Source organism: Nocardia gamkensis NBRC 108242 (assembly GCF_001612985.1).
GTDB lineage: Bacteria > Actinomycetota > Actinomycetes > Mycobacteriales > Mycobacteriaceae > Nocardia > Nocardia gamkensis.
The window spans coordinates 106386-118265 of record NZ_BDBM01000006.1 but is presented as its reverse complement, the minus strand read 5'-3'; the positions used below and the strand labels follow the sequence as shown (position 1 = coordinate 118265).

Here is an 11880-nt window from a genome sequence, read left to right as displayed (position 1 = left end):
CCGTACTTATCCAGGCTTACGAAGTGACTTTGAGGTGAACCAGTCGACTTCTTTACGGTCGTATTACGGTTGGATGTCGCCGAGCCGGGGCAACCGCACGACGAATCGCGCGCCCCCGCCAGGGCGATCGGTGCAATGCACCCGGCCGCCGTGCGTGGCGACCGTCTCGGCGACCAGCGCCAGGCCGATGCCCGTCCCGTCGGGCGAGCGGCGGCCACTGCGGGCGGTCGCGAAGCGTTCGAATATCCGATCGCGATCCACGGGCGGTACTCCGGGGCCCGCGTCGTCGACGGTGAGCACGGCTTCGGTGCCGTCGCGGTCGACGGTGACCGCGACCACACCGCCGCCGTGCCGGTCGGCGTTGTGCAGCAGGTTGGCCACCGCCCGCTCCAGCTCCACTTTGCGGCCGCGCACGGTGACGTCTTGGCGCACCGTGAGCAGCTCGCCCGGGTAGCGGCGATCGGCCAGCGTGTGGACCAGCAGGTCGCGCACCGACAGAGGCTCGGCGTCGCCGTGGTGCATCCGCGCTTCCACCCGCGCCAGGGCGAGCAGATCGTCCAGCAGCTTGCGCAGATGCTCGACTTCGGCGGTGACCAGGCCGAGCGCCCGCTGCGAGCGCTCCGGCAGATCGCCGCGATGCCGGTTGAGCACGTCGACGCCGGCCATCAAGGTGGTCAGCGGCGTACGCAGCTCGTGGCTGACATCACCGAAGAGCCGGTGCTCCCGCTCGATGCGCCGTTGCAGCGAGTCCACCATGGTGTTGAACGCCTCGACGGTGATCGCCAGGTCCTGGTCATCGGTGGCGGGCAGCCGCTGGTCGAGGTCGCCGGAGGCGATCCGCGCGGCGGTGCCCGCGAGCTGGTGCAGCGGGGTCAGCACTCGCCTGCTCGCGCACCAGCCGACCGCCGCGCCGATCAGGGTCACCACCACGGCGCAGCCGATCAGCACATTGCGCAGCAGATCGAGATCGGCGTTGAGGTCTCCCGGCGATTCGCTGCCCGCGTGCGGTCGCTGCGCTTCCAGATAGCCGCGACTGATCACGAACACCGAGACGACCAGTACCAGCGACATCAGCGCGGCGATCGTCGCGAAGACGGCGGTCACCCGGGCGCGCAGGCTCCAAGCGTTCGGATTCCAGCGTTCGGCGTCGAGACAGCGCTCAGCGCCGCACATCGAGGCGGTAGCCGAGCCCGCGCACCGTCACCACGATGCGTGGATCGGACGGATCCCGTTCGATCTTTGTGCGCAACCGGCGCATGTGCACGTCGACGATGCGCTCGTCACCGAAGAATCCGCGGTCCCACACACGCTCGAGCAGCACCGTGCGGCTGAGCACCCGGCCCGGTGATTCGGCCAGCTCACACAGCAGACGGAACTCGGTGAGCGTGAGCCGGATCTCCTCGTCGCCGCGGCGCACCACACCGCTGTCCTGAGCGAGGACGAGCGGAGCCGTGTCGTCGGCCTCGAGCACCATCTCCTGGGGGGTCTCCCGTTCGGCGGAAAGCCGGGAACGGCGGCGCACCGCGCGCATGCGGGCGGTGATCTCCTTGATCTCGAACGGCTTGGTGACGAAATCGTCGGCGCCCGCCTCCAGCGCGGCCACCACGTCGTGGGTGTCGTCGCGAGCGCTGACCACGATGATCGGGACGTCATGGTCGCGGCGGATCTCGCGGATACATTCGAAGCCGTCCATGCCGCCGAGCATCAGATCGACGATCATCACATCGGGAACACCATTGCTGCGCAGATGAGTGAGCGCGTCCTCGGCTTCCTCCGCCTCGTCGACGTCGTACCCTTCATCTTCCATAGCGAGCCGCAACGCACCACGGACCCGGTCGTCGTCTTCCACGATCATCAGGTTTGCGCTCAAGACCCTATCCCTTGCAGACATGCGGAAGCGCGTCACGATGCGGACAACCGCATCCCCATACCGACGCGACCTTCCGCTTTTCGAGCAACCTTTGCTCGGCTCCGAGTACCCCGGGTGCCCAGCCGGTAAACCTCCGGCAGACCGACGCGGGGCCTCCTCGTCCTTCCGTCGACGCTATACGCCCGCCCGGGTCGCCGGGCAGCGGGGCACTGACGCAGCTCGGCTCTCGCGCGCCGCGCCCAGGGCGCGAAGGACGACTCCGCCTCCGAAAAGTCCTTGATATCAAGTAGTTTCGATCGAACTATCGAACAAGCCGTAACCTGCGCGGCGGGCAGGACCGAACGTGAAGCTCACCAGGGCAGCATGCCGTGTGTCACATATTTCGGATGCCTCTATGGGGGAGGGTCGTCGGTGATCGGTCTCACGGCAGAGGCCAGCGGCCCACCGGCTATCGCGGCGGCTCCAACCGGTTGAAGTTGCTCGGCGGACGGTCGGCACCGGGCTCTTGATACCAGAAGCGCAATTTGCGGGCATCGAACGTGGCGAACCACTCGTCCCAGTCCACCCGGCGCAGCACCGCTCCGCCATACCCGGGGAAGTCGAAACGCAGCACCCCGAGCCGTCCGTCGTACTCGCTGCCCGGCACAGTCGCGGGCCGTGCGCCGCGCTGCTCGGCCCAGCGGCGGATGACGTCGTGGTTCCTCGTGACGAAAATGCCGCGAGCATGGGGCGACGGCCCTGGCCCACCCGGTCCGAACCGCGGATTCCGGGTGCCTGGGCGGCGCTGGTCGGTCATGACGAGCTCCTCGAGCCATCGGCATCTGTTGTCCGGTTCCTGTCTTGGTACCCGTCCGCGATCTTCCGCAAACTGGTCGGCCGAACCGCGGGCGGCGCGTGCACGGACCGGTTCGTCCGGCGGGCGATGGGTAACCGGCCGATGTTCGCCCGTACGAGAAGGAGTTGGCATGTCCAGTCACAGCGCGACACAGCCGGTCCCGCCCACGCCCGAGCCGGACCCGGTGCCGCCCATCCCGGAGCCTGACCCGGTACCGCCCATTCCCGAGCCGGACCCCATTCCTGATCCGAACCCCGTTCCGCCGCACCCTGATCCGGATCCGCTGCCGCCGGTGCCCGGCCCCGCGCCACGGCCACCCGCACCCGGCCCCGCGCCGGCGCCTCCGATACCGGACCCCGGGCGCCCCTCGCCGGACCCCGGCCTGCCCGGACCGTCGCCGGATCCGGCTCCACCGAATCCGGTGTAGCCCGGCCTGTGCTCAGTCCCGCATCGCCTGTTCGCGCAGCGAATTCAAGGTCCTGGACAGGATGCGCGAGACGTGCATCTGGGAGACCCCGAGCCGCTCGGCGATCTGGTTCTGCGTCAACGATTCGAAGAATCGCATGATCAGCACCTGACGCTCGCGTTCGGGGAGTTCGCCGAGCAGCGGCTCGACGGCCATGACGTCCTCGACGAGGTGATAGGAGGGCTCTTCGATGCCGAGGCTGTCCAGCAGCGGCTGCGGGGCGCTCTCGGCGTCCTCTCCGGCGACCGCGTCGATGGACGCCGACTGGTAGGCGTTGCCCGCGATCAGCGCCTGGGTCACCTCGACCAGATCGACCTCCAGCTCCGCCGCGATCTCCCTGGCCCGCGGCATCCGGCCCAGGCGCTGCGACAGCGCCTCGACCGTGGGCCCGATGCTCAGCTGGATCTCCTTGGTCCGGCGCGGCACCCTAACGGCCCAGGTGTTGTCCCGGAAATGCCGGCGGACCTCGCCCATGATGGTGGGGACCGCGAAGGACAGGAACGACGATCCGCGCGACACATCGAAACGGTCGGCTGCCTGCACCAGGCCCAGGCGCGCCACTTGCAGCAGATCATCGAAGTTCTCGCCGCGCCCGGAGAACTTCCGTGCGATGTGCTCGGCCAGGGGCAGGCATCGTTCGATCAGCTCCAAGCGCATGGCCTCGCGCCGCGCGTCGCCGGGATCCAACGCGGCGATCTTCTCGAACAGCGGCTCGATGTTGTCGTAGGTGTCCCCACGCGACCTCGATTCACCCGCCATTGCGGGCACCCCGCACCCAGCTGAAATCGATCACTGTCGGATATCCCCCGAGCACGTTGTCGTGGGACCCCTGCGCGGCGGCGATCGAGTCGGTCAGCGTGCGCACGATGTGCCAGCCCAGCCCGGCATGGCCCATCACCGACTCGGTCACCGCGACCGACGAGACGTGCACGAACATCTTGTCGGTGTCGTAGGTGAATTCGCAGTCGATCGTCGAGCCCGCCGCGGCGTCGAGAATGAGGGAAGTCGCCACCTCATCGAGCGCGAGGCGGATGTCGGTCACCTCGTCCAGGGCGAAGTCGGCGATGAGGGCAACGGTCTCGGCGAGCGCGCGCAGCATGGTCAGCTGCTCCAGCCGGGCGGGCACCCGTACACCGATAGTCGTTGTGTCGGTAAAGGATCGGGAAGTCCACTCCCCCATTTGCCCATCACCACCTTGTCCTCACAGCCACTCCACCGTGGCCTGCATACCGCTGCGGGTTCTCCTCGGCCACCGGAACACCGCAGGCACCGCGGACTGTGGAGCAGAAATACCGCCGCGTTCCTCGTCGAGGACGTACCCGCCGCGACCGGATCGAAACGCGGGTCAGTCGGCGTCGATGCGCTCGTGGGCGGTGAGCAGCAGATGGTCGAATCCGGTGCGCAGCCCGGGCGGGACACCGGTCAGACCGGGCAGATCGGCGACCAGCCGGGCGGCCAGCGTCCGCAGCTTGACGTTGGTTTCCTGCGATCGCCAGCTCAGCACCCGGAACGCCTGCTCGGGACCTATGCCGTAGATCAGCATGAGGGCGCCCTTCGCCTGTTCGATCACCGATCGCGCGGCGTACAGCTCGGGCAGGGCGTCGTCCAGCGTCTCCTGCCGGTGTTCGGCGAGGGTGTCGGTGACGTCGATGTAATACCCCGACGTGCCGACCACCCGGCTCCCCTCGTCGATCATCCGATCGGCGACCAGGATCACGTGGTGCACGGCGCCCGCGGTATCGATGATGCGATGCCTGCTGGAGAACGGTTCCGCGTCGGCGATGGATCGTGCCAAGGCGCTGGCCACCGCCTCGCGGTCGTCGGGGTGTTTGTGCGTCAGCAACAACTCCGTCGTCGGCGTCACCGATCCCGGTCGGTAGCCGTGCATCGACGCGACCTCGTCCGACCACTCCCATCGCTGGTCGGCGAACCAGAAACGGAAACCGCCTACGCTCTGCGGCGTTCCCGTACCGATCACCCGGTCCAGCGCGAGCGCTTCCTCGGGCTGGACCGACCTGCTATCACTCACCGCAGAAGTATCCGATGCCGGTGCGCCCGGTGTGACCGGATCGGGGGGTCACACCGCGAGCACGGGCTTCGAGAGGGCCGTCCGCTCAGGCGTCCAGTGCGGTCCGCATGGACGAGTAGCGGGGGAACAACGATCGCACGCCGGTCACCTCGAGTGCTCGCTCCACCCCCGGTCCGCCCGCGACGATCCGCAGATCCGGACGACCACCCACCGCGTCCCTGCGCAGCGCGCCGAGCCGCACGGCCGCGCGCAGGCTCAAAAACCTCGCCGCGCGCAGATCGATCACCACCGCATCGCACGGCGACTGCAGGGCCCGGTCGACCGTCTCGAAGAACTCGGCCGACACGGCGGCGTCCAACTCGCCTTCGACACGGACCACCACGCACTCGCGGCGGCGATCCACCCGCTGTGCCCACAACCGGTTGTCCCGACGACGTCCCGGTCCCGAACCATTGAGATGCACGCCCTCGGCATGCTCTCGTAGCAGAGAAATGGCAGACAAGTCGAACCTCCCGTGTAGGGGGTTTCCAGTCCTCCGCGGCGGCCGGGACGAGGGCGGCGCGAGCGCGAATCGGTTGCCGTGCCGTCCCATCGACCGGCTGCGCCGAATGCGTCGAACCGGGGTCGGCTGTGATCTCAACCTTTCTACAGTGTGGCACGGTCCACACGTTCCCGACAGCGTTCGGTAGGAGAACGTGACCCGTCGCCGGCGGGCCCGGGATCACGGAAAACCGACCGTTCGGCTCGCGATCTGCCCGCTGACGTGGGGTTTCATCGGCCCGCGTCCGGGCATATCCCCGATATATTCCCGAACGTCACGCGATGCCGGTCGTAGGGCAAGCGCGCGGATGAGCGCGTCCGCACGGCGCCCCGCGACGAGAACGGAGCAACCCGGTGAAGATTGCCATGGTTTCCGAAGACGCCAGCCCGCTCGCCGAGGGGAGCCCCGCCGATGGGGGCGGCCGCGGTGCGTACGTCGCCGAATTGTCGGCGGCCTACGTGCGCCGCGGGCACGAGGTGACGGTCTATACCCGGCGCATCGGTCCGCGCGCCCCCGCCGAGCTGCTCACCGAGGGCGGCTATCGCGTGGTGCACGTCGCGGCCGGACCGCCCACCCCCCTGCCGAGCGATCGGACCTTGCCCTACCTCGGAGATTTCGGCACGGTCCTGCGGCGGCATTGGGCCACCGAACGACCGGATATCGTGCACGCGCACTACTGGAAATCGGGGCTCGCCGCCGAGCTGGCCTCGCGCGCCCACGGCATCCCGGTGGTGCTGACCTTCCACGGCCTCGGCACCGTGCAGCGGCGCTGCGAAGGGCTCGCCGACCCGAGTCCGCGCTCGCGCATCCGGTTCGAGCGGCTCATCGCGACGCGGGCCGCGCACGTGGTGGCGACCTGCTCCGACGAGGTCGCCGAGCTGGCCCGGATGGGCGTGCCGCGGTTCCGGACCACGATCGTGCCGCACGGCGTCGACCTCACCGCGTTCACCCCGGAGGGCGCGGCCGCCGATCGGCACGCCACACACCGATTGCTCGCGTCCGGAGAGTTGATGCGGCGCAGCGGATTCGACCCGGTCATCCGAGCGCTGGCGGACCTCCCGGACACCGAACTGGTGATCGTGGGAGCCCCGGCCGCCGACGCCGAAGACGACGCCGAAGGTCGCCGGTTGCGCCGCTTGGCCTCGGATCACGGTGTGCGCGAGCGTCTCCGGTTGGCCGGAGCGGTGACGCGGCCGACGTTGCCGCGGCTGTACCGCTCCGCGGACGTGGTGCTCTGCACGCCCTGGTACGAGCCGTTCGGCCGGGTGGCCCTGGAAGCGATGGCCTGTGGCAAGCCGGTGATCGCCACGCCCGTCGGCGGTCTGCTCGACACGGTGGTCGACGGCGTCACCGGGCGATTCGTCGCCCCGCCCGAACCCGACGCGATCGTCCGGGCCGTGCGCCCCCTGCTCGAGGACTCGACACTCCGCGAAACCTGGGGCGCCGCAGGGTATCAGCGGGCCGCGAGCCGGAATTCCTGGGATCGGGTCGCGACCGAGACGCTCAGCGCCTATCACCGAGGTGCCCCCGCCCACGCGGGAGAAGTCGTCTCGTGGGCCCGCTGACTCGCGAGTGTTCGTATCAGGAGTGGTCGGCGCGGACATCCTCGGAGGCGCTGCGCCAGCGCCACGGCGCGATGAGCCATGTCACCACGAACAAGGCGACGGAGACGATGCCGGTCGCCACTGCCGCTGCCGTCCCCGTCACGTAGTCGACCACGAGGATCACCGCGCCGATCAACGCGAGACCCAACAGTGCGACGCCCGCCATCGCGCAGCGGTGCGCCGCCGCGACCACATTGCCCAGGCGGTGGCGGCGGAACAGGATGCGGTGCCAGGACACCGGGGCGATCAAGAACACCGTGGCCCCCAGAACGGCGGCCAAGGTGGCCATATAGAGCGCTCGCATACCCGGGGACAGCGTGCCGAACGACGCCTGGAACGGCAGGACCAGCAACGCCCCGAAGAGGAACTGCACACCGGTCTGCACGACACGCAACTCCTGGATCAGGCTCCCCCAGTTCCGGTCCAGTCGTTCGAGTTCGGTCTCGCCACGGGCGCGGCGCGCCCAGGCGTCGTCCTCATCCTCGGGCACGCGCGGACTCCCGGCGATTGCGCTTCTTGATCGCCTCGACGAGTTCGTCCTTGGTCATCCGCGAGCGACCGGAGATGTCCAGTCGCCGGGCGATGCCGAGCAGGTGCTCCTTGGACGCGTTGGCATCGACGCCTTCGGCGGTCTCGCCCCGCGCGTCCGGGCCGCCGTGTTCGGCGCGCTCGTCGGAGGGCCCGCGGCGAGCCTTGGGCTCCCAGTGATCGCCGACTTTCTCGTAGCTGTGCTTCAACGCGGCGTAGGCGACGCGATAGGCGCGCTGCTCGTCGCCGTCGTACTGTTCGAGCGCGGCGTCGTGCGCCTCGGCGAAGGTGCGCTGAGCCTTTTCCTCCGACCGCTGCAGCGTGCTCGGCAACTCCGACTGCTCGACGTCGCCGCGTGCTGTCGTCTTGGGCATAATCGCTCCTCTCCCGTCCCGAGGCCGGTGGTCCGGAGTAGTGCGAAAGCCCGGTGCGCCGCCGCGCGGGCCCTCCGGATATCCGGACGCATACCCGGTGAAACGCCGATTAACCCGGTGTCTGCCGGGTACCACCGCTGCATGGCCGTTAGCACCGATCAGCTGCTGCATGCGCTCACCCGCACGGTGAACGCGTTGGCGGCGACAGATATCCGATTCGCGGTGGCGGGCGGCTGCGCGGTCTATGCCCGTGGCGGCCCCACCTCCCAGCACGACGTCGACATCTTCGTCAAACCGGAGGACAGTGGGCGAGCGATCCACACGCTGGCCCGCGCGGGTCTGCGGGTGTGCGATCCGCCGGAGAACTGGCTGCGCAAAGTCTACGCCGACGACATCCTCGTCGATGTGATCCACCGCCCGAACGATCGTGACGTGACCGATGAACTGCTCGACCGGGCTACCGAGATGCGGATCGGGCCCGCGAAGGCCCCGGTGATCAGCGGCACCGACCTGATGGTGGACAAGATGCTCGTCTTCGACGCACACCGCCTGGATCTCAGCCCGATTCTGCACATCGCGCGGGACCTGCGGGAACAGGTGGACTGGGAGGCGGTGCGCGAACAGACCAAGGCCTCGCCCTACGCGCGGGCCTTCATGGGCCTGCTCGACGATCTCGGCATCACTCGCACCGGAAAGGTGGAATAGATGGAGCAGCCGCAATACCTGGTCGCACGGTTGCGCCGGGCGCTGGCCGAGGATCCCCGCACCGCCGAACTCGGCGTGCAGGTGACCATCCGCGGCGACGTCGTGGTGCTGTGCGGCGAGGTGAGCAGCGAGAACTGCAAACAACAGATGGAAACCGTCGTACACGAGCAGCTTCCGCACGCGCGGATCCACAACGACGTCCATGTCAACCGTCCCACGGCACCCGTCGAGACCGAGACGCTGGAGCCGGACGGACCCGAAAGGAGTTGAGCCGCATGCGGATAGCCGCCGTCGGTGATGTACATCTCGGCGTGGATTCGCGCGGGCAGTGGCGGCCCGCCCTGGACGGCCTCTCCGAGCGAGCCGATGTGCTGCTGCTGGCGGGCGACCTGACCCGCCACGGCACCGCCGACGAAGGCCGGGTGGTCGCGGCGGAGTTCGCCGACCTGGGCGTGCCGGTCGTGGCGGTCCTGGGCAACCACGACTATCACGGCGACGCCGACCGCGAGATCGCGACCGTGCTGACCGACCACGGCATCACCGTCCTGGACGGAACCTCGGTGACCTTGAACGTGGACGGGAGCACGCTCGGGGTCGCGGGCACCAAAGGCTTCGGCGGCGGGTTCGCGGGCAAATGCGCGAGCGTCTTCGGCGAACCCTTGATGCGCGAGTTCGCCGCGCACACCGTAGACGTGGCCGCCGCGCTCGGCGAAGCCCTCGCCACGTTGCACACCGACGTCACCGTCGCGCTCACGCACTACTCCCCGATCAGCGACACGCTGCACGGCGAACCGAGGGAGATCTATCCCTTCCTCGGTTCCTACCTGCTCGGCGAGGCGATCGATGAACACGGCGCCGACCTGGCGTTGCACGGTCACGCGCACGCCGGGACCGAGCGCGGCACCACTCCGGGCGGCATCCGGGTGCGCAATGTCGCCCAGCCGGTGATCCGAGCGGCGTACGCGGTCTACGACATGCACCCGGCCACGGTCTGAGGAAACGCCGAACTCAGAAGTCGGTCGAGATCGCCTCCACCGTGCTGCCCGATCGAGTGTTGTCGACGGCGGTGGCCACGTCGGCCTGCGCGATGATGCCGACCAGCCGGCCCTGCTCCAGCACCGGTACGCGGCGTACCTGATGCTGCGACATGACCGACATGACCTTGCGCACGTCGTCGTCGGCTTCGACGGTGACCAGCTCCCCACCTCCGAGTTCGCCCGCGTCGACACCGAGCGGGTCCTTGCGCTGAGCGATCACTTCGACCACGATGTCGCGGTCGGTGAGCATTCCCTTCAGCTTGTCGTCCTCGCCGCAGATGGGCAAGGCGCCGACATTCAACTCCGCCATGCGCTGCGCGGCGGCGACCACCGTGTCACTGGACCGGACGCATTCCACATTCGCGGTCATGATGTCCCGTGCTGTTGTCATCGGGATCCCTCCTGGGACTTTCTTACCGGTAAGAGCGGCCCGAACCGGGCGGCTCGCTGAGGTCGTACCCCCGTTTCGGATCTGCTAACGCGGGCATCCGACCGGTACGGCCGCTCCGGACGGGCCCGGTTCGAATGTTCGAGCCGCGGGCCGCCCATGCACCGAAGACGTTGCCGCTCAGCAGAAAGGACATCCGATGCTGCCAGCACCGAACGAGCCGACCGCGGGATCCGGCGCCGGAGAGCAGCACGCACCCCGGACCCACACGTTCCCGGACGACACCCGCACCAACCGCACACACGCCGGAGAATCCATCGAGGACGCCCGTAACTGGCCGGGGATCATCCTGGTCGCGGTAGGGATCGTGGCCATGGCGCTCACGCTCACCGCCGCCGGGTACGGGTTCGCGGGCTGGGCGGTGATCGCGGGTGTGGTCTGCGGCGTCTGCATCGTCGCGGGCGTCCTGGTGATCATCGCCGAGCATCGCAGGATCAAGGCGCGAGAAGGCAAGCGGCTGCGGGACGCCGCCGGGCACTGATCGCGAGTCCGCCCGCTCGGCCGAGGCCGTGCGGCCGCCCGTGACGCCGCCCGGAGAACGCGGCTTTCGACATCCAGGAGAAAAGAATGACAAACCAGCCCAACCGGCCCTTGGGCCGCTTCGCGCTGCTCATGGGCGCGCTGGCGGCGGGCTCGGTGCTCACCGCGTGTTCGGCCGACGACGGCGATCCGGCCGCGGACACGCCCGCACCCGCGACCGTCTCGATCACCATGCCGGGACCGTCCAGCTCGCAGGTACCGAATACCGACGAGATCACTCCCGCGGCGGCCGAGCAGCTGTGCGACATGATGCGCGCCGACATCGACACCTGGCGTGGCCAGGGCCCGACGGTCGCCAAAGTGACGTTCAACGGCACCGTGCACAACTGGGCCGCCCGCAACGGCGGTCTCAACGACGTGGTCGTCACCGACCGGGGCACGATCGACACCATCACCACGCAGAATTGCCCCGATGTCCGCGAGCAGGCGGTGCAGGCGCTGAACGTGCCGGACCTGGCCTCGGCTCTGGCGGGGTTCGGCCGATGAGCGCCGCGGGCCGCATGGGCATCGCCGCGCTCGCCGCGCTGGCACTCTGCGCGGGCGGATGCGGCGACGAGCCGAAGAAGATCGTGAACAAGGGCGGTGACACGCCGTGCAACGAATTCGTCGCCCAGGATGACGACAAGCAGCGCATCACCACCGAGAAGTTCCTCGAGCAGGAACGCGAGGGCGACGGCACGCCCGACGCCAGGACTGTCGATGCCTCGATCGCGGCTATCAAGCTGATGTGCGCGGCACAGGCCAATCCGGATACTCCGATCCGCAAGGCCGATCTCACCGGCATCTTCGTGCCGAAATAGCGCGGGTTTCGAATCAGGCAGAACGGGCATCTTCGGATGTAGCAAGGACCGCTCGTCCGATTTCCGAATGCCGCTCCCGCCGTGGGTGTCCAGGCGCCGAACC

The 11880-nt window shown here is 68.8% G+C and carries 17 protein-coding genes; 7 read left to right on the top strand and 10 right to left on the bottom strand.

The window, feature by feature from the left end; translation table 11 throughout:
- Window positions 1–63: 63 nt before the first annotated feature.
- The 7 genes from NG1_RS06930 to NG1_RS06900 all read right to left on the bottom strand — a co-directional run bounded on the left by NG1_RS06930 (window position 64) and on the right by NG1_RS06900 (window position 5702).
- Window positions 64–1173 (bottom strand): sensor histidine kinase, encoded by a 1110-nt coding sequence (locus NG1_RS06930; protein ID WP_062969133.1) that lies wholly within the window; start codon window positions 1171–1173, stop codon window positions 64–66.
- Entirely contained in the window at window positions 1160–1870 is a 711-nt protein-coding gene (locus tag NG1_RS06925; protein ID WP_040866806.1) for a response regulator transcription factor, read from the bottom strand. Before NG1_RS06925 ends, NG1_RS06930 begins: the two co-directional genes overlap by 14 nt.
- Before the next feature lie 448 nt (window positions 1871–2318).
- The gene (locus NG1_RS06920; protein WP_062969126.1) at window positions 2319–2666 is read right to left on the bottom strand and encodes a hypothetical protein; all 348 of its coding nucleotides are present in this window, start codon (window positions 2664–2666) and stop codon (window positions 2319–2321) included.
- Between the two features lie 478 nt (window positions 2667–3144).
- Window positions 3145–3930: an RNA polymerase sigma factor SigF gene (locus tag NG1_RS06915; protein ID WP_062969124.1), complete on the bottom strand. Its 786-nt coding sequence runs from the start codon at window positions 3928–3930 to the stop codon at window positions 3145–3147.
- The gene (locus tag NG1_RS06910) at window positions 3920–4297 is read right to left on the bottom strand and encodes an ATP-binding protein (RefSeq protein WP_245659811.1); all 378 of its coding nucleotides are present in this window, start codon (window positions 4295–4297) and stop codon (window positions 3920–3922) included. The genes NG1_RS06915 and NG1_RS06910 overlap by 11 nt, the downstream gene beginning before the upstream one ends.
- Window positions 4298–4516: 219 nt before the next feature.
- Window positions 4517–5200, bottom strand: coding sequence for a PAS and ANTAR domain-containing protein (locus tag NG1_RS06905; RefSeq protein WP_062969119.1), 684 nt, complete (start codon window positions 5198–5200; stop codon window positions 4517–4519).
- 85 nt (window positions 5201–5285) lie between these two features.
- Window positions 5286–5702 (bottom strand): STAS domain-containing protein, encoded by a 417-nt coding sequence (locus tag NG1_RS06900; protein WP_062969118.1) that lies wholly within the window; start codon window positions 5700–5702, stop codon window positions 5286–5288.
- Window positions 5703–6094: 392 nt separating this feature from the next.
- Between NG1_RS06900 and NG1_RS06895 the strand changes: the two genes are divergently transcribed.
- A complete protein-coding gene (locus NG1_RS06895; RefSeq protein WP_062969117.1) occupies window positions 6095–7306 on the top strand; it encodes a glycosyltransferase in 1212 nt (403 codons plus the stop codon).
- Window positions 7307–7322: 16 nt separating this feature from the next.
- Here the strand turns inward: NG1_RS06895 and NG1_RS06890 are convergent, their stop codons facing one another.
- Window positions 7323–7835 carry a DUF6328 family protein gene (locus NG1_RS06890; protein WP_062969115.1) on the bottom strand — a complete coding sequence of 171 codons (513 nt, stop codon included), beginning with the start codon at window positions 7833–7835 and terminating at the stop codon, window positions 7323–7325.
- A complete protein-coding gene (locus NG1_RS06885) occupies window positions 7822–8247 on the bottom strand; it encodes a ChaB family protein (protein WP_062969113.1) in 426 nt (141 codons plus the stop codon). Before NG1_RS06885 ends, NG1_RS06890 begins: the two co-directional genes overlap by 14 nt.
- A gap of 141 nt (window positions 8248–8388) precedes the next feature.
- On the opposite strand from NG1_RS06885, the gene NG1_RS06880 reads away from it, so the two are divergent.
- Genes NG1_RS06880 through NG1_RS06870 form a run of 3 tightly spaced genes read left to right on the top strand, consistent with a single transcriptional unit; the run spans window position 8389 to window position 9947 of the window.
- Window positions 8389–8952, top strand: coding sequence for a nucleotidyltransferase (locus NG1_RS06880; RefSeq protein ID WP_062969111.1), 564 nt, complete (start codon window positions 8389–8391; stop codon window positions 8950–8952).
- Window positions 8953–9222 carry a BON domain-containing protein gene (locus tag NG1_RS37355; RefSeq protein ID WP_062969109.1) on the top strand — a complete coding sequence of 90 codons (270 nt, stop codon included), beginning with the start codon at window positions 8953–8955 and terminating at the stop codon, window positions 9220–9222.
- A gap of 5 nt (window positions 9223–9227) precedes the next feature.
- Window positions 9228–9947, top strand: coding sequence for a metallophosphoesterase family protein (locus NG1_RS06870; protein ID WP_062969107.1), 720 nt, complete (start codon window positions 9228–9230; stop codon window positions 9945–9947).
- Window positions 9948–9960: 13 nt separating this feature from the next.
- On the opposite strand, the gene NG1_RS06865 is transcribed toward NG1_RS06870, so the two are convergent.
- A complete protein-coding gene (locus NG1_RS06865) occupies window positions 9961–10380 on the bottom strand; it encodes a CBS domain-containing protein (protein WP_062969105.1) in 420 nt (139 codons plus the stop codon).
- Window positions 10381–10576: 196 nt separating this feature from the next.
- Between NG1_RS06865 and NG1_RS06860 the strand changes: the two genes are divergently transcribed.
- From NG1_RS06860 to NG1_RS06850, 3 genes are all read left to right on the top strand, one after another.
- Entirely contained in the window at window positions 10577–10918 is a 342-nt protein-coding gene (locus NG1_RS06860; RefSeq protein WP_062969103.1) for a hypothetical protein, read from the top strand.
- 86 nt (window positions 10919–11004) lie between these two features.
- The gene (locus tag NG1_RS06855) at window positions 11005–11463 is read left to right on the top strand and encodes a hypothetical protein (protein ID WP_062969101.1); all 459 of its coding nucleotides are present in this window, start codon (window positions 11005–11007) and stop codon (window positions 11461–11463) included.
- A complete protein-coding gene (locus NG1_RS06850; RefSeq protein ID WP_062969099.1) occupies window positions 11460–11777 on the top strand; it encodes a hypothetical protein in 318 nt (105 codons plus the stop codon). Before NG1_RS06855 ends, NG1_RS06850 begins: the two co-directional genes overlap by 4 nt.
- The last annotated feature ends 103 nt before the right edge of the window (window positions 11778–11880 follow it).